Here is a 15928-nt window from a genome sequence, read left to right as displayed (position 1 = left end):
AATGCATTTATTGTAATGTATTGTCCAGCACGGCACGCATTGCTTTTGTATGTAAAAAGCCGCTATACTGGAAAACAATTTCGTACCTGCTGTTTAATACTACTAAAGCCGGGTATGCCAGCTTCCCGTCGATATTGCCCAGGGCCTCGGCTAGTTCGTGGGCGCCTGTATTCGCTCCATTGGGCTTATACTTAAACAGCTTGTTATTGAACCGGATATCTTTTTTTTCTTCAGCGTTCAATGCAAGATAATAAAACTGATCGTTTAGCATTTTACGAACCTGGCCATTCTCCAGCGTAGTACTTTTCATTGCCTGGCAGTATTGACACCAATTCGTATAAATAAACACAACCACATTCCGTTTCTCATTTTTCTGAAGCGTCTCCACTTGTTCAAACGAGTAAGCTTTTACTTGCGCTTTGCTAATGTGTGAAAGCAATAGTATGCCGGCAATGGTGATGAGTATGTATTTTAACCACTTCATTTATTACAGTTTAAACCTCACTCCTAAAAAGCCCCTGATGCCCTGGTTGGGAGCATATACATAAGATGGATCAAAGGTTAAAGTGTAAGGGTTATCAGGCGTAGCCACCACCTGTCCGTTATCATTAAACACTACATTCTTATCAAAGGGGTCATTGGACCTGGCTATCAGAAAGGGTGTGCTTTTAGCCGGTGTCCAGTTCAGCAGGTTCTTTACACCCGCATATAGTTCCAGCTTTTTAAACCCGTCGTAGGTGAACTGGATATTCTGAATGCTCCACCAGGGAGATTCGGGGTTTCTGGGATCCAGATCTCCCAACAGGGGTAAGCGCATGGGACTATATATATTCCCGGTATAGTCAATAGAAAGATGCAAGGGGCGTATCTTATAGGAAACAGCCCAGGTACCCGTGAACTTTTCAGTAAGTATCTGCTGCTCTGTTTTTCCATTCTCCGTTAGCGTGTTCTCCATCAAAGTTCCTCCTATAATAAACTTCAGGCCATTGATGAAATTAATATCCGTATTCAGGCTGATGCCTTTACTTACTGCATGACCATTCAGGTTACTATAAATAATCTGGTTAACATTGGACTCATAATCCGGCACAATACGATTGGTAAACCAGGTATAGAAAGCAGTTGCATCCAAACCAATGAAGGTACCTGAATTGAAATGCAGCTTCTTCACAAAATTCAGATTGGCATTATAGGATCTTTCAGGCTTTAAGTCATCTTCCACTATCACATCCCTTGCACCGGTAAGCGCTGCATGATCTTCGGTAAATAAATTCACTACGCGGAAGCCCGTTCCTGCATTCAGCCTTATTATGTTATTATCGTTAACAGACCATTTATAAGCTATCCTGGGCGTATAAATGCTTCCATGAATATTATTATGATCATAACGAAAACCAAGGAGCAGCTTATGTTTTGGAGCTAACGTCATTTCGTCCTGTAAAAAAACACCCGGCAGCCAGGTCTTCTCCGGCTGGTTCCTGCCGCTCGCATTGGCTGTACCTGGTGTATTATCATCATAGTAAGTATACCGGAGGGCGGTACCAGCCAGCCAATCGTGTATACCCATTTTTTTGTCCCACACCAGCTGACCAAAAGCAATTTTCTGATTGGCGATATAAGAAGTGGTTCCGTAGCGGCTATCCTGGTCGTGGTTAATAAGCGAAAAAGAAAAATACAGCTTTTCTTTCACAGGAAGCTGGTAATTCCCCAGCAGTTCGGCGCGATTGGTATAAATGCTTTCTCCATAGATCTCATCCCCGCCCCGGTATCGCTTATCCCATCGCGTATCACCGCCCCAACGATCCTCGTACATGTATCTTCCCGCAACACTGAACAGGCGATTTTCTTTTCTTTCAAAATTCCATTTCTGGAAAACGGATATACGGTGTTGCAAGGTAACATCGGTAAAGTGGTCGTGGTTACGGTCTATCCTGTTTTGAAAATTAAAATAATTAATGCCCGTAAGCACGCTTGCCTTCTTACCTGCTTTCAACGAAAATCCCAGGTCGGCATTATACTCGCCCCAGGTGGTGGACATCAGGTCTGCACTGAGCCGCGGCGCATTCTGTGGTTTTTGTGTAATAATATTGATCAACCCGCCAACGGCCTCGCTCCCATATAGAGAAGAAGCGGGGCCTTTAACTATCTCAATCCTTTCCACCAGGGAATTTGGAATACCCGAAAGGCCGTACACTGATCCCAGGGAGCTTACAATTGGCATACCATCGATCAACACCATGGTGTATGGCCCCTCTAAACCGTTGATATGGATATCCCCGGTATTACAAATATTACAATTGAGTTGCGGCCTTACGCCATTGATATTCTGCAACGCATCGAATATACTGGGCGTTGGATTCTTTTTAAAATAGGCCGGCGTGTATACTTCTACCGGTACAGGGCTTTCGAGCCGGCTCACCGCTTTCATGGTCCCGGAGATCACCACATCTTTTAATGTACCTGATTTAGCCAGGGCACTGAGATCTATATTGATTGTAAGAGATTGACCTTCATCAACTGTAACTTCTTTGATGTAGGGCTCATAACTGAGATGACTTGTAATCAGTTTATATTGACCGGGATGAATACTGTCCAATTTAAAATTGCCCAAACTATCTGTAGCCGTTGCCAGGTTGGTATTCTCCAGGAATACATTTACCCAGGACTCTGCGCTACCATTGCTAACCACCTTTCCTTTTATTGATGCCGATTGTGCTATCAGCTGGGAGGGCCAGCAGCAAAGTAGTGCAATCAGAACAAATCCATCTTTCATGCTCATGATTAAGTTTACCATGCAAAACTATAATAGTTAGGCATGCCTAACAAATTTATTTTAAAATATTATTCTACCTTTGGCATCGAACCTAAAAATTGAAGAATGGACTTTTCATATACAGAAGAAAATTATTTAAAGACGATTTTTAAGATCGGGCTGGACAATACCACAGAGGAAGCGGGCACTAATGAACTGGCTGCAGCCCTGTCCGTTAAACCCGCGTCTGTGAACGAAATGTTGAAGAAGCTGAAGGGCAAAAAGCTGGTCAACTATGAAAAATACGGGAAAATTAAACTAACCAAAACCGGCCGTGAACTGGCCGTTGATGTGATCAGGAAGCACCGGTTATGGGAAACCTTTTTATATGAAAAGCTGGAATTCAGCTGGGATGAAGTGCATGAGGTAGCAGAAGAGCTGGAGCACATCCGCTCTAAAAAACTGATCAACAGGCTCGACCAGTTTCTTCAATACCCCGAGTATGATCCGCATGGCGATCCCATCCCCAACGAAAAAGGGGTCTTTCAGAAACAATCCAAGAAAACCCTTTCCAAAGCAGAGCCTGGCAGTTCCTGTAAAATGGTTGCGGTAAAAGACAATTCAACTTCCTTCCTCCAATACGTGGTAAGCCTGGGCCTGGGCATCAACAATAAGATCAAAGTGATTGCCAGAGAGGCATTCGACGGCATGATGACCATCGAAATCAACGGCGAAACAAAATCTGTAAGCCAGAAATTTTCAGATAACATTATTGTTATCTAAACTGCAGCGGAGATGTACGGGCTATTAATACAATACCCTGAACTGGATCGTATGCTCAATGGCTTTCAGCTCTTTCAGCAGCTGCTTATCGTATTCTTTATTGATGTCAATGATGACATACCCGATGGTTGGGTTCGTCATTAAATATTGCGCATCAATATTAATAGCATGCTCGGCGAGTACTGTATTGATATGCGCCATAACACCCGGTACATTCTTATGAATGTGAATAATGCGATGCGTTTTTGTTACCGCAGTCAGTTGAAGAGAAGGAAAATTAATACTATGCTGAACAGATCCCCTGTTGATAAAATCTATGATTCTTTGGGAAATAGCATTGGCTCCCTTTGCAGATGTTTTAGATGCATCAAAAATAACAATACCCTTTTCGGTGCAAAACGATACCGGCAATTCCGTTTGTGCATGACCAAAATAGCCGATCACTTTAAGACGTGTGGCTTTTTTGATTTGCTTGCTGTCTAATATAATTTTGTCAGCTACCAGCAGAATCCCTGCTTTCTGAATCGTTTTTTCATCTGCCTCCTGTTCTGCTACCACGGTAAACCCTTCCTGCCTGAGCAGCTCAACGCTTTCCTCCGGAACACTGCCTGCTACAATGGCAATGATCCTGTTCTTAGGATAAGAGATAGAGCCGGGTAATTTATTGAGGTATAAAAACTCATCGAAGCTGGGTGTGATGTAATCGGCCTTTGAAGTAACACTGTTACGGGAAATGTTCTCGGTGTAAGCAAAGAACTTTTTAACATGCCCGCTTTCTTTCAATTGAAAGTCTGAATAGCCGTCGCCAATACCATAAAGATTTCCTTCCAGTTTCAATTCCTTCATCAGCTTTACCTTCCCTCCTTCCTGGCTTAAAGGATTAGCTGTATCGTAGCCAATAATAGTACCCTCGCTGTCGAATAAAAAGGTATTAGCGTAGATGTTTTCCTTTTTTATATTAAACTTTTTAACTACCGGGGTGATAAACTCTTTAAACCCCCCGGAAACGATCAGCACATCATCTGCATGTTTTTTAAAGAAAGGTGCATTTCGCGAGAATGATTTAGACACTTTCTTTTTCAAATGTGTTACCAGTTTTTTTAGATGCTCTTTATTGGCGCCCAGTAATTTTACCCTTTCTGCCAGGCTTTCGGAAAAGGAAAGCTGCCCTTCCATGGCCAGGTTGGTATATTCTTCGATTTTTTTGAAGATTTTTTCTTTATCAGGATTATCCTTTAAAGAAATCCTAACCAACTCGTCCAATGCCTCTACCTGTGTAAAAGTGCTGTCGAAATCTATAATATAATAATTCTTTTGCTTCATAAAGAGCGCTATAGTTCAGTTTGTATGAAAATGACCGGTATTCAAAAGAAGCGCAAAAGTAAGCAGAATTAAGAACTCCTATACAAGGATTTTGGCGTGGCAGAACGGGTGCAGTTTGGCTTAATTTATGCACCGCATACAACGTAGCACTTTATAACTCTTTAAAACCTAATCAAAATGCAACAGCCAACTGAAATGACCACCTTGAGCCAGGTATTGGAAAAATTAAGACAAAAGGGTGTGGAAAGCGAAATCAAATTAAATCATGACAAACAAATGGCTTCTGAAAAATTAGGCAAGATCTATCAGCCGGAGGATTTACTCCTGTTTCAGACATTCAGGTTTGAAGGAGACTCCGATCCGGGCGATAATTCGGTGCTTTATATAGTTGAAGACACCCAGGGAAAGATCAGCTACATACTGGATGCATACGGCGCCTACAGCGACCATGAGGGACCGGAATTTGACGATTTCATCAAAAAAATTCCAACTGAAGACAGGGAAGACCAGGAGTTATTCGCATAAAAAAAAGCCAGCGATTTAAATCACTGGCTTTTTTACCAATCATCACAATATCGATTATTTTATTTTCTTGATATCAGCCTCTTTCCAAAGCCCGTCTTTTTGGGCTCTTTTTTTCACCTCTTCGGCGCGTTGCTTACTATCCGGGTGAGAGTTCATCATTTTTTGAAATTTAGATGCCTGTGCACCACCCTCACTCAAACTGGCCAAAGTCATAAATGCGTTATAAGCGCCCATTACATTATAACCATGCTTTTTCATAAAATCGTAGCTGTAAGTATCGGCATCAGTTTCCTGTTTACGGCTATGTTTACTGTCCATCATTGCTTCGGCTAAGGCGCCCAGCTGGCTATCCGTCAGAGAAGCTGCCACACCCGATTGAGAACCGGCAGCATCAGCAACCGCTGACCTTGTTAAAGCAGCTTTCATCGCATCTTTAGAGTCATGGTTTCTAACATGGCCGATTTCATGCCCAATTACAGCCAGCAACTCATCATCGCTCATGATGTCCATTAAAGACGAAAAAACCCTGACACTACCATCTGCACATGCAAAAGCATTAATATCAACCACCTTGTAAACTTTGTAGTTTAGATTTAACCCGTCTTCAGATTTGTGCTTACCGAAAATTTTGTTTAAACGAACTGTATACGGATCATTCGCATCCGCTACAGGATTGTGCTCATCCATCCATTTCACGCCGGCAGCCGCATCACGCGCTGCATCTGCATCACTGTACGCAGCTGCTTTTACACCTTTCCCAACCGCCCCGATAGCCTTTGTGTTAACTTTTAACTGTGCGTTAGCGGCACCCACCAACATAGAGATGGCCATTAAAGAAAGCCCTATTCTTTTCATAAGTAAAAATGCTTTTTAGGATTTAAGATTTAAATATTGGCCACGAAATTAAAGATTTGCCCACTTCCATCCCAATTACATTTGCGTTATTTTTTATTCGTTTTATTAGCCGGATCTTTCTTTTTTAAATCCTCTTTACTGGAAGGATGACTGGGAAAGCCCGGAACGTCCTGGTCGATTTTTGGATCTTTACTTTCTTTAACTTCTTTTGGAGAATCAATAGGATCCGTAGACTTTTTTGTTGTTTTCGACATATACTTATCGTTTAAGCAATGGCTTAAAAAATCATGCCGAAACGAAAGCTATACTTTGAATATCGTATCATTTCCAATCAAATAGTAGCTATTCGTATCGATGGTCTGGTGCCCCGTATATAATCCGGTAAAAAGACTAAAAGCAGGTAGAATTATTTGCCGTTGGCCTATAATAAAACAAGGAAGCCGTAAAGTTTGGCGGGCGCGACCAGCCATGGTATAGCCGGGATGTATGTGGCCGCTAATCATAAAGGTTTCGGAGCGTTCAACCGGCTCATGTATAATGGTAAAAGGCTCCAGCCAATGCTTCTTCTCTGTCAGTTGGATGCTCAATGCCTGGTAATCTATATTCAGCAGCTTATCATGATTACCAGGCACCAAAATAAAAGCTATGCTATTATACAACTGTCTCCAGGTATGAAAATAATCAATATCTGCATTATAATCATGGTGAAACATATCGCCCGCGACAACTATAGTTTCCGGACTATAGGTGTCGATCAGCAACGACAGTCTCTGCAGATCATTAGCCAGCACCGTAGAAGGAATGGGAATACCTTTTGAACGGAAATAGCCGGTCTTGCCCAGATGCATATCTGACAGGATCAGCGCTTTTTTACGCGGCCAGTATATAGCCCGTAAAGCAGACAATATCAATATTTCATTTTGAACAACAATTTCCATTTATATCAACAACTAACCAGCACTATTTTATAATCTATTTTAAATATTTGCGACTCACATTTCCCATTCACTATTCCCCTCTCCCATCCACCTTCCGCAGCACTTCATCCTGCATCTTCTTTACTTTGGCGTCCAGCTCTTCACTACTTAAATCCTGCCGCAAGCTATCTACTTTTATCGGAAAGCTCAGGGGCGTGAAGGCTTTAGCATTAACAATAATGATCTTACTTTGTTGAATGCGTTGCAGGGCTGCTGCTAAACGGGGTTCTTCCAGCTGTTGGTAAAAAACCTCTTCAAAAGCCTGTCGCATTAAAAGGTTCTGAGCATCATACTGTTCAAATATCCTGAAAATAAGGCCGGAGGAAGATTGAAGGTTTTTATCTGTCTTATATTTCCCGGCGTAGTTTTTCATCACCAGCCCGGCAATAACTGCAATATCCCTGAATTTACGTCCTGCCATTTCAGCGGCATTAATACTACGGGCAATGTCTTCGGTAAGATGCTCAGCAGACAGAACCTGATTCATATCAATCTTATCCATCGGGATGGGCTGATCACTTAGCAGTTCAAAGCCATAATCATTCATGGCCATAGAAAAGCTGATGGGCTGAATGCGGCTGATGCGATAGGCTACCAAGGCACTCATCACTTCATGCACCAATCTCCCTTCAAAAGGATACATGAACAGATGATGACCGTCGCGTGTCTGGATCAGCTCTATCAAAAACTCACTTTCTTTTGGAATATGAGAGTGAGCCTCTTGCTGTACAAAAAGAGGGTGTAGTTTTCGAAGCTCTAATTCTTTGGCGCCGGGGTGTAATGCCTCGCTGAATTTATGGCGTAAAAAAGCACTCAGGTTAGAACTCAGTGGCAGCCTGCCTCCCAGCCAGCTCGGTGTGATCGCACGTTTAGCAGTGCTCTTTTTCACCAGCACCGTCATGTCTTTGATCATCGTGAATTCCAGTATTTTACCCGCCAGCCCGAATTTATCGCCCGGATTGAGCTTCGACACAAAGTACTCCTCCACCATCCCGATATAGCCTCCACTTAGAAACTTGACCTTCAGCATCGGATCGCTCACAATAACGCCCAGGTTCATGCGGTGCATCATGGCTATGCGCCGGTTCTTTACTTTATAAATACCGTCTTCTATAATTACTTTTTGAAAGTCTTCATATGCCGTTAATACATCTCCGCCCTGCGTAATAAAACGCAATGCCCATAACCATTCCTCCCTTTCCATATAACTAAAAGCAAAGGTTTGCTTCACCTGCTGATATACATGCTCTTCTAAGAAACCTTCTCCAACAGCCAGCGTTACCAGGTATTGCACCAATACATCGAATGTTTGCACCAACGGCTGCCGGCTTTCAATCACACCTTTTAAAGCCGCTTCTTTCAAAGCTGCCGCTTCCACCAACTCCAGTGAGTGGGTGGGTAGGAAATATATTTTCGATGTTTCAAAAGGTGAGTGTCCACTGCGTCCTGCACGCTGTAAAAAGCGGGCCACCCCTTTGGGAGATCCAATCTGTATCACCGTATCCACCGGCTTAAAGTCAACGCCCAGGTCGAGGGAAGACGTACAGATCACTGCTTTCAGTTGTGCAGTATGCAGCATATCTTCAATCCAGTTGCGCAATTCCATATCAATAGAACCATGATGAATGGCCAGCTGGCCGGCCAGATCGGGTGCTACAGAAAGCATAACCTGGTACCACAACTCGCTTTGCCCGCGGGTATTGGTAAAGATCAGCGTGGTACGGCTTTCATTGATAATAGGGATGAGTTGCGCAGCCATCTTGGTACCCAGGTGCCCGGCCCAGGGCAGCACTTCTATTTCGTCAGGAATGATAGATATAATCTCCGTCTTCTTTTTTTCTTTTGACCTAACAATGGTTTTAGGTGTATCGTCATATGGGATCAGCACTTGCAGGGCTTCCTCTATGTTGCCGATAGTAGCACTGATGCCCCAGATACGAAGTTCAGGTACAATATGCTTCAACCTCGATATCGCCAGCTCGGTTAACACCCCCCGTTTACTGCCCAGCAATTCGTGCCATTCATCTACCGCGATACATTTCAGGTATTTGAAGTAACGGGTATTGTCTTTTTGAGCGAATAGTAAATGAAGACTTTCCGGCGTAATAATCAATACATCGGGCATTCGCTTTACCTGCCTCTGCCTTTCGGCTGTTGAGGTATCACCGTTTCTTACGCCTACCTCCCAATCCAGCCCCAGTTGTCCTAAAGCTTCTGACATTGCCCTGCCCAGGTCTTTTGCCAGCGAACGCAAAGGTGTGATCCATATCAGCTTCAGCCCATCGCCATATTCTTTGGGATGATTGAGATAGTGTATCACTACTGAAAAGAAAACAGAAAAAGTTTTACCAAAACCGGTTGGGGCGATCACAAGTCCGGATTTACCCTCGTGAAAGCGCTGCCAGCTTTCCTGCTGGAAACTGAATGGCCGGTTCTCTAAAGATGTAAACCAGTCTTCAACGATCTGGTAGCCGGGGGTGGATTGAATGCGCTTCACCATATCTGCGATTGACGAACTTTTAAACTACCGAATTTACAACCCGGGCTCTTACTTATCAATATTTTTTTGCAACGGGTTCCTTTTGAAATGCTATAATTTCAATCCGCAGAGCCAAAGGCTCGAACTATTGTTTTAACAATGGACTTTAGTCCGTTGAAAAAAAAGCAAAAATTACGGTTGAGAGCCGTAAGCTCGAAGCATTCTAAAAACTACACTTTTATGCCAAAATATAAAACCTATGGCAAACACTTATTACCAAATCTACCTCGAGACAGTTTTCGCTGTTAAACATCGGAGCGCTATGCTTGACGATAAATGGCGAACCAGCATACAAGCTGTGATAGGAAATCTAATAAACGAAACAGGATGTAAAAACCATTTTTGTCAACGGAGTTGCAGATCACATGCATTGTTTTTTCGGGCTGAAGCCTGTAGTATCCATTTCAGAACTGATGAAAATAGTGAAAGCCAAGTCATCAAAATATATCAATGATCATGCGCTTACAAAACAAAGGTTTGAGTGGCAGGAAGGTTATGGCGTATTTTCCTATAGCCAGCGGGATGTTGACATAATATTCAGATACGTGCAAAATCAGCAAGAACACCATCAGCACAAAACATTTAGAGAGGAGTACCTTGAGTTACTTGAAAAATTTAAAATTAGCTATGATACACAATATATTTTTCATGAGCTAAAATAGGATAAGCATGTACCGTGCCCATGGCACTCGGATTGGAGGCTATGCTTTATCACCGGAATAAATTCCGCTGTTACAAAATGATTCAGGCCTGTGGCCTTGTCTCTCTTTGTCAAAAGACCCTATGCTGGGTAAACAAGGCTAGTCCTCATTCAATTGGAAGATTTTTCATTCGAAGCGGCGACAAGATGATCGGAGAGGTTATATCCAAACAAGACTCAAAATTCGCATTACATTCACCCTAACCATATTTCGTCAACATTTCTTTCAGATCATCAATCGTATTGATCTCATCCACTTTTTTGTCTTTACGCCACCTAAGAATACGGGGAAATCGAAGGGCCACACCCGACTTGTGGCGATTACTTTCAGCAATGCCTTCAAATCCTATTTCAAAAACCAGTTCTGGCTTTACCGTTCGTACCGGGCCAAATTTTTCCAGAGAATTCGCTTTTATAAACTTATCTACCTCTTTAATTTCCTTATCCGTAAGACCGGAGTATGCTTTAGCAATTGTAACCAGCTGATCACCCGACCTGATCGCAAATGTATAATCCGTATAGAAAGCGCTGCGGCGGCCACTACCTTTCTGTCCATAGATCAATACGGCATCTATCGACAGGGGATTGATCTTCCATTTCCACCAATCGCCCTTTTTACGACCTGAATGGTATATCGAGTTTCTGGCCTTTAGCATAATACCTTCACTATTCACATCCCTGGCTTCCTCACGTATAGCGGCCAGCTGCCCCCATTGATCAAAACTCACCACCGGGGACAATAATACATATCCAAAAGGTATTTTTTCCATTACTTCTTCCAGTAACTGCCTGCGCTCAGCAAATACTTTTTCACGAATGTCTTCTCCCACGTGTTCTAAAAGATCATAGGCATAAAATCCTGCCGGTATGTCCTCCAGCAATTTTTTAGAGATGGTCTTACGGTTCAATCTTTTTTGCAGTTGGTTAAAATTAAGTACCTGCCCGTCCTTTACCGCCAATATCTCACCATCTATTACAGTGCCATCCGGTAAATGGGGAGCCAGCAACTGTAATTCAGGAAACTGTTCTGTTACTAACTCCTCTCCCCGGCTCCATACAAAAAATTCGTTATTCCGTTTGATGATCTGGCCGCGAATGCCATCCCATTTCCATTCGGCCTGCCAGTCTTCAGGGTTGCCCAATTCTTCCACCGGCTTATCAATGGGATAAGCGAGGCAAAAAGGGTAAGGCTTTGAATTGTCTGCGTTAACATGCACGCCACCGATCAAGTCCTCAAACTCCGTTTCCAGCGGATCCCATTTGCCCATAATACTATGCATCATGGTACTTTCATCGGTGCCACTAAACTTCGAAAGTGCATTAACCAAAAGTTTATAAGATACCCCGATCCTGAAACCACCTCCGATCAGCTTATTAAAAATAAACCGCTGGTTATAGTCCAGTCCATTCCAAGCTTCCAAAACATAAGCTTTCTTTTCTTCATCTGTTTTTGTACCCAGTTCCAACAGCTCGCGCATCCATTGCGAAATCGTTTTGTCAATGCGGCTTTGTGGTTGGGGCAATATCAAACTAATGGTTTCTCCCAGGTCGCCCACATTGCTGTAACATTCCAGGAACAGCCATTCCGGCAATCCTGAAATTTCCAGCGCCCACTCGCGAATCAATGTTGACTTTACGGGACGCTTGGGTCGCCTGGCTGTAAATAAAGCAATTAGCCATAGCTTATCATTATCGGGAGCTATTTTCAGGTAGTCAACAATCGCATCAATCTTATCATTGGTTTTGTTGCTGATCTCCAGGGATTGTATCAGTGCTGCAAAATTTTTCATCACCTACCCTCCTCTTTTGTTTCAGGGCCTGTGACCTCTGCTTCTTCATCATTACCATATTGGGTTATTACTTCTTTAGCACTAATACCGATCTCATTCAAATACTTTGAAAAGGTTGCAGTATAGCCATGGGTAACAAATACCTGCTCCGCTCCGGTAGCTTTAATCGTGTTCAGCAAACCCCGCCAATCGGCATGATCGCTTACAGCAAAGCCTGCATCAGCACTCTGCCATCGCCTGCTGCCACGCACCTGCATCCAACCCGAACAAATAGCAATGGCACCATTAGGAATTCTTTTGATAACATTGGTACCTAAAAGTGAAGGAGGCAGTATCACAATATTTCCCTGTACATCAACCTTTGGCATGTCCGCATACCATAAGCTGGTTTTCGGCAGTTGTATCCCCGCACTTTCAATAGCTCTATTCAACCGGTCTATTGAACGATGAACCAATATAGGTGCAATACCTTCCAGGCCTTTCATCAGTCGCTGCGCCTTACCTAAACTGTAGGCAATAAAAATACTGGTACGCTGGTTGCGCTGATTTCCGGATATCCAGTTTTTGATATTGTTAAATATCTGCTGCTGGCTGAGCCAGTTATAGATAGGCAATCCGAACGTACTTTCTGTTACGAACTCATTGCATTTTACAATTTCCAAAGGTGTGGAAATATGATCATTCTCCACTTTGTAGTCACCGGATATCACACTTACAAAGCCGTTATATTCCATTCTTATCTGGGCCGAACCTACAATATGACCCGCCGGATGCAGGCTCACTTTAACGCCATTGATCATTTTAGTGGTTCCATAAGGTAAGGTTTCAATACTGATATCGGCGCCCAACCTGGCCAGCATGATGGGTTTGGATACCTCGTGAGCCAGGTAATGCATACTACCCCACCGGGCATGATCACCATGTGCATGTGTGATCAGTGCATAATCTACCGGCTGCCAGGGATCGATATAGAAGTTCCCTTGCTGACAATAAATTCCTTTGTTTGTAAATTGCAGGAGGCTCAAATGATTGCTTTGCTTAATCTTTTCAAATATCGTTCCTGAAAACCAATAACAATTATATAAAAATCTGGATTGATAATTGTTTAATTATTAGCACAATTTAAATCATATATGCGATTACGAACTTATGAGTCTTTCTGGCTCCTGAAAAACGGGCTTATTTATACCTACCCTTCTGTACAACAAAACCTGTCTACCGACATCGTGGTATTAGGCGGCGGTATCACCGGCGCCCTGATTGCAGACATGCTGGTAAGGGAAGGTTATAAAACGATCCTGATCGATAAAAATGATATCGCGCTGGGAAGTACGTCAGCTACTACTTCTATGCTTCAATATGAAATTGATGTACCTTTATATAAACTGGAAGATAAGATTGGTACTGATGCTGCAGTAAAATGTTATAAGGCAGGAATAGCAGCGATAAGGGAATTAGAAGAGTTGATCAGTAAAGAAAAGATCAATTGCGGCTTCCGGAAAAAACAGTCGCTATACCTGGCTCACACCAAAGCTGCCAGCCCACACTTATACAAAGAGTTTGAAGCAAGAGACCAAAATAAGCTAGGCGTTAAATGGCTAACTGCATCGGCAATAAAAAGGAAATATGGCTTACAGTCCTTTGGCGGCATTTTATCATCAGTAGCCGCCAGTGTGGACGCCTACAAACTGGCTCACGAGCTGATCAGCATCAATACCCGGCGCGGCCTCCTAGTGTACGACCAGGTAGACATCAAAAAAATCGATCATAAAAATAGGGGCGTCACTATTTCTCTTGAAAATGGATGCCGCGTAAAGGCAAAGAAAATAATTTATTGTACGGGGTACGAAACAGTGAATATGTTCGACGAGCGTATTGCAGACCTCCACAGCACTTATGCCTGTGTTAGCGAGGAGAAAATAAAGATCAACAAAGAAGTGAATAATATATTGCTCTGGAACACGCGCACACCTTATTTATACATGCGCACTACGGATGATGGACGCCTGCTGGTAGGTGGCGGCGACAGCAGGTTTACTTCTGCTACTTATATGCAAGAAAACAAGGAAAAGAAATCGAAAGAATTGATGAAGCAGCTGCTGGAGCTGATGCCCGGCATTCATTTCATAGAAGATATTATGTGGGCCGGTCTTTTCGGATCTACTAAAGATGGTTTACCCTATATAGGTCCCCATCCCGATTTCGAAAATGCTTTGTTCGTTTTGGGCTTCGGAGGAAACGGCATTACCTTTTCCATACAGGGCAGACAAATTATAAAAGATATGCTTGCTGATAAGCCCAACGAACTATCTTACTATTATCGCTTTAAAAGATAGTTCAAAATGCAAAAAAGCGGTTACAACAATATTGCAACCGCACTTCCATTCAGCATTACATTTTGCTGACTGGCCCAATAAGAGCACTATCACATATCTGATAACAACCGGTCTGTAATTATACAATGTTTCTGACCGTTGATCTCTTCTTCATGCCACTTCCAGTCGTTAAGATTAATGGACATTGATGCGGATAAGTATTGAATTGCATCTCCGGTGAACCTGATAGGAAAGGCACTTGCAGCGTCACTACTGCCGAAGTTTCTGGAGTTGTTGGTGAAAGCGTCTCTCATATATATATATTATTTTAAAATTGTTTACAACAGCTACCGCATTTTTAAGTTAGCTGATAGCAACACCGCAGTTTTAGGATGATTAAGCGGTGTTACTATCTTATTAATTATTGCAAATTGCTTGCCATATTTCAAAAACCGGCTATTTTCTGCGTAGCAGCCAAAACAGTCCGATAACCACCAATGCTACCAGAAAAAAGGCCCACCACATCCCGGCCTTAAAAATGCCTTCTACCAATTCGCAGCTTTGCAACATAAACGAAGCCAAAATGGCCATTGAGAATAACGATAATTTTTTCATATAAAAGGTTTAAGGGGTTATTATTCAAGCACCTCTTTCAAGGCGTTTATTTCCTGATACGACTGCCGGAGCTCAGCAAGCTGCAGGTTTAACAATTGCTCCAGGCCGGGAGTCAACTGTCCGTCACCTATAGCCTCTTTATACGCCCGGATCGCTGTTTCCTCACCCGTTATGCAACTTCCGAGAATAGCCGCGCGATCGCCTCCGGTTACAAGCGCCTTGAAATCCATCCATGCCCTGTATAGCTTGCCGGCACCTGAGGTTCCCAAAGCAGGTTCCCCATCCAGCAAGCCAATTTGTCGCTCAAGGGTTTCATTATAATCGAGACTGTTATTGATCAGGTGACGAAATAGACGCTTCAGATCTTCGTTACCCTCTTCCTCAAGTCCATCGATGGCTTTTTCATACCCGGCGATCCTGTCGTTGTTGATCTGGATGAGATCGTTAAGTATCTCCACCTGTATATTAGTATTTCCTGTTTCCATGCATCATTTTTTAATTACTCCTCTAATACAGCACCCTCTATTGCCGCTCCGATTGACTTCACATCAGCTTCATCCAGTTCGCCCCATATTTGTTTCCACACCTGCTCGTCTTTTCTTACCTGGGTAATTTCATCATCTGCTACCCGGCAAATGTAAAAAGCTGCCCCATCTGTGGTTTCTGAAGCAGCAACCTGCACCTGTTGCATTTTGCCACCCACTTTGGCTTCTATTGTAAATGCTCTGCCATTATTATCTTCCATGATCATTTA

At 43.0% G+C, this 15928-nt stretch carries 17 protein-coding genes; 4 read left to right on the top strand and 13 right to left on the bottom strand.

What is annotated here, in order from left to right:
* Positions 1 to 7 precede the first annotated feature (7 nt).
* Positions 8 to 484, bottom strand: a complete 477-nt coding sequence (locus tag U0035_RS17820) for a thioredoxin family protein (RefSeq protein WP_114791685.1) — start codon at positions 482 to 484, stop codon at positions 8 to 10.
* Positions 485 to 487: 3 nt separating this feature from the next.
* On the bottom strand, positions 488 to 2779 hold the full coding sequence (locus U0035_RS17815) for a TonB-dependent receptor (RefSeq protein ID WP_245957758.1): 2292 nt from the start codon (positions 2777 to 2779) through the stop codon (positions 488 to 490).
* Between the two features lie 99 nt (positions 2780 to 2878).
* Here U0035_RS17815 and U0035_RS17810 point away from each other — a divergent pair, with 99 nt between their 5' ends.
* Positions 2879 to 3535 carry a metal-dependent transcriptional regulator gene (locus tag U0035_RS17810; protein WP_114791687.1) on the top strand — a complete coding sequence of 219 codons (657 nt, stop codon included), beginning with the start codon at positions 2879 to 2881 and terminating at the stop codon, positions 3533 to 3535.
* A 24-nt stretch (positions 3536 to 3559) separates the two neighbouring features.
* Here the strand turns inward: U0035_RS17810 and U0035_RS17805 are convergent, their stop codons facing one another.
* Entirely contained in the window at positions 3560 to 4858 is a 1299-nt protein-coding gene (locus U0035_RS17805) for an HAD-IB family phosphatase (protein WP_114791688.1), read from the bottom strand.
* Between the two features lie 177 nt (positions 4859 to 5035).
* Between U0035_RS17805 and U0035_RS17800 the strand changes: the two genes are divergently transcribed.
* The gene (locus U0035_RS17800) at positions 5036 to 5383 is read left to right on the top strand and encodes a hypothetical protein (protein ID WP_114791689.1); all 348 of its coding nucleotides are present in this window, start codon (positions 5036 to 5038) and stop codon (positions 5381 to 5383) included.
* Positions 5384 to 5437: 54 nt separating this feature from the next.
* Here U0035_RS17800 and U0035_RS17795 read toward each other — a convergent pair whose 3' ends face one another.
* From U0035_RS17795 to U0035_RS17780, 4 genes are all read right to left on the bottom strand, one after another.
* Positions 5438 to 6238, bottom strand: a complete 801-nt coding sequence (locus U0035_RS17795) for a M48 family metalloprotease (RefSeq protein WP_114791690.1) — start codon at positions 6236 to 6238, stop codon at positions 5438 to 5440.
* A gap of 86 nt (positions 6239 to 6324) precedes the next feature.
* Entirely contained in the window at positions 6325 to 6492 is a 168-nt protein-coding gene (locus U0035_RS17790; protein ID WP_162817924.1) for a hypothetical protein, read from the bottom strand.
* Between the two features lie 48 nt (positions 6493 to 6540).
* Positions 6541 to 7176: a ligase-associated DNA damage response endonuclease PdeM gene (gene pdeM / locus U0035_RS17785; RefSeq protein ID WP_114791691.1), complete on the bottom strand. Its 636-nt coding sequence runs from the start codon at positions 7174 to 7176 to the stop codon at positions 6541 to 6543.
* A 70-nt stretch (positions 7177 to 7246) separates the two neighbouring features.
* Positions 7247 to 9715 carry a ligase-associated DNA damage response DEXH box helicase gene (locus tag U0035_RS17780; protein WP_114791692.1) on the bottom strand — a complete coding sequence of 823 codons (2469 nt, stop codon included), beginning with the start codon at positions 9713 to 9715 and terminating at the stop codon, positions 7247 to 7249.
* A 404-nt stretch (positions 9716 to 10119) separates the two neighbouring features.
* Between U0035_RS17780 and U0035_RS23020 the strand changes: the two genes are divergently transcribed.
* Positions 10120 to 10416, top strand: coding sequence for a transposase (locus U0035_RS23020; protein ID WP_211316476.1), 297 nt, complete (start codon positions 10120 to 10122; stop codon positions 10414 to 10416).
* 238 nt (positions 10417 to 10654) lie between these two features.
* Here U0035_RS23020 and U0035_RS17775 read toward each other — a convergent pair whose 3' ends face one another.
* Positions 10655 to 12244, bottom strand: coding sequence for an ATP-dependent DNA ligase (locus tag U0035_RS17775; protein WP_114791693.1), 1590 nt, complete (start codon positions 12242 to 12244; stop codon positions 10655 to 10657).
* Positions 12244 to 13269, bottom strand: coding sequence for a ligase-associated DNA damage response exonuclease (locus U0035_RS17770; RefSeq protein WP_114791694.1), 1026 nt, complete (start codon positions 13267 to 13269; stop codon positions 12244 to 12246). The genes U0035_RS17775 and U0035_RS17770 overlap by 1 nt, the downstream gene beginning before the upstream one ends.
* A gap of 108 nt (positions 13270 to 13377) precedes the next feature.
* On the opposite strand from U0035_RS17770, the gene U0035_RS17765 reads away from it, so the two are divergent.
* Positions 13378 to 14580 (top strand): NAD(P)/FAD-dependent oxidoreductase, encoded by a 1203-nt coding sequence (locus U0035_RS17765; protein ID WP_114791695.1) that lies wholly within the window; start codon positions 13378 to 13380, stop codon positions 14578 to 14580.
* Between the two features lie 89 nt (positions 14581 to 14669).
* On the opposite strand, the gene U0035_RS17760 is transcribed toward U0035_RS17765, so the two are convergent.
* From U0035_RS17760 to U0035_RS17745, 4 genes are all read right to left on the bottom strand, one after another.
* The gene (locus U0035_RS17760) at positions 14670 to 14873 is read right to left on the bottom strand and encodes a hypothetical protein (protein ID WP_114791696.1); all 204 of its coding nucleotides are present in this window, start codon (positions 14871 to 14873) and stop codon (positions 14670 to 14672) included.
* Between the two features lie 142 nt (positions 14874 to 15015).
* A complete protein-coding gene (locus U0035_RS17755; protein ID WP_114791697.1) occupies positions 15016 to 15174 on the bottom strand; it encodes a phosphatidate cytidylyltransferase in 159 nt (52 codons plus the stop codon).
* 20 nt (positions 15175 to 15194) lie between these two features.
* Positions 15195 to 15659, bottom strand: coding sequence for a PA2169 family four-helix-bundle protein (locus U0035_RS17750; protein ID WP_114791698.1), 465 nt, complete (start codon positions 15657 to 15659; stop codon positions 15195 to 15197).
* Between the two features lie 14 nt (positions 15660 to 15673).
* Entirely contained in the window at positions 15674 to 15919 is a 246-nt protein-coding gene (locus U0035_RS17745; RefSeq protein ID WP_114791699.1) for a hypothetical protein, read from the bottom strand.
* Positions 15920 to 15928: the final 9 nt, after the last annotated feature.

Source organism: Niabella yanshanensis (assembly GCF_034424215.1).
Lineage (GTDB): Bacteria > Bacteroidota > Bacteroidia > Chitinophagales > Chitinophagaceae > Niabella > Niabella yanshanensis.
Note: the sequence above shows the minus strand (reverse complement) of the source record. Positions and strands in the feature narration are given on the sequence as shown.